The following is a 1514-nucleotide window of genomic DNA, read 5'->3' on the forward strand; positions in this document are numbered from 1 at the left end:
CCGGCGGCGGGTCGCGGGGCGCGCCGGGCAAGGCCGGCGGCCGCGGGCGCGTCAGGCCCGCGCGAGCGAGCGGCGCTTCATTTCGAGCTGCGTGATCAGCCGTTGCAGCGTGTTTTCCGCGCTGCCCGGCAGCGACATGTAGCGAAAGCCGAGCTGGTAGCGCCGCGACCCGTTCGGCATCTGCGTCGAGCGCTGCGACACCAGCTGCAGGTCGAGCGACAGCTTGCCGTGGCCGGTCAGCTCGAGCTCGACGTCCGGCAGCAGCGTGCCGACCTCGAGCGCCTCGACGCGTTCGTCGGCCGTGCGCAGCCCCACGCCGCCGAGCGACAGGTTATGCACCTCGAACAGGAAGCTCTCGCCGTCCGGCAGCTTGCCGCGGCACAGGAACGGATCGACGATCGGCGCGTCGACGCGGAAATATTCGCGGCGCTGGATGCAGACCAGCACGTCGGGGAAATCGGCGACGAACGCGGGCAGCCCCTCGAAGCGCGTCTCGCGCGGCGTGCCCGTGGTGAATTCGACGCGCACGCCCTCCGGCGAAGCCGCGAACGTGCAATGCGACGCGCCGAGGATGCCGGCGTTCTGCTCGGACAGCGCACCCCAGTCGAACGTGAACGTCCGCGCACCGACGTCGACCTCGAGCAGGCGCGTGACGAGCTGGCCGCCCGGGTACTGGACGGTCAGGAAATCGCCGCGGTTCACGAGGTTGCGCAGCTGCACGCCGATTTCCAGCGGATTGCGGCGGGCATAGTCGGGCCCGGAGTGGCCTGCATCCAGGCTGGGGTCCGTCGACGTTTCGATATTCATGGCTAGCCGGTCTTTCTTGTCATGAGCGCCCGGACAACCGGTGCGCAGTAAAACCGGGCCAGATCACGAGCCCGGTCACAGGTCTCTCACACTTAGCGGCAGTGCTGACCGAAAGTTTAGATCGAATTGGCGAATTTTTTCGCGCAAACGTTGAAACCGCGCGCGGCGAGTTGCCGGGCGCGGTCCGAAAGGGGCGAGCGGAGGGCGGCGGGCGCCCGTTTCCGGCGCAACCGGGCGCGGGCCGTCAGCCGATCTGCTGCATGATCGAGATCAGCTTTTTCGCGTAGTTCGGGTCGGTCGCGTAACCGGCCTTCTGCATCCCGTGCGCGAAGCCTTCGACGCTGCGGCTCGCGCTGAGCACGCCCGAGTAGCGCGGGTTGTTCTTCAGCAGGTTCGCGTAGTCGGTCATCGCATGCTCGTACGAGTCGTACGCCCGGAACTTCGCGACCACGCGGCGCGGCGTGCCGTTCACGTATTCGGTCGTCAGCGCCGACACCGTGCGGCCCGTCCAGCTCTTGTTCGCCTTGATGCCGAACACGTTGTAGCTGGTCGAGCCGTCGGCCGCGCGGATCTCGCGCTTGCCCCAGCCCGACTCGAGCGCGGCCTGGCCGACGATGAAGCGCGCCGGGATGCCGGTCGTCGCGCTGGCCGCCTGCGCGGGGCCGGCGAGCCGGTCGACGAACGCGTCGGCGTCCTGCACGCCGCTC

The 1514-nt window shown here is 68.9% G+C and carries 2 protein-coding genes; both read right to left on the reverse strand.

Features of this window, described 5'->3' with window-relative positions; genetic code table 11:
- Window positions 1-51 precede the first annotated feature (51 nt).
- On the reverse strand, window positions 52-807 hold the full coding sequence (locus tag G3N62_RS35455; RefSeq protein WP_034190316.1) for a flagellar brake protein: 756 nt from the start codon (window positions 805-807) through the stop codon (window positions 52-54).
- A gap of 244 nt (window positions 808-1051) precedes the next feature.
- A partial coding sequence (gene flgJ, locus G3N62_RS35460; protein WP_206141549.1) for a flagellar assembly peptidoglycan hydrolase FlgJ occupies window positions 1052-1514 on the reverse strand: 463 nt, incomplete at its 5' end.

Source organism: Burkholderia sp. Tr-20355, from assembly GCF_017104685.1.
Taxonomy (GTDB): domain Bacteria; phylum Pseudomonadota; class Gammaproteobacteria; order Burkholderiales; family Burkholderiaceae; genus Burkholderia; species Burkholderia seminalis.

Coding starts and splice junctions, on each gene's coding strand:
- G3N62_RS35455 (WP_034190316.1), bottom strand. CDS start 807: ATGAATATCGAAACGTCGACGGACCCCAGCCTGGATGCAGGCCACTCC.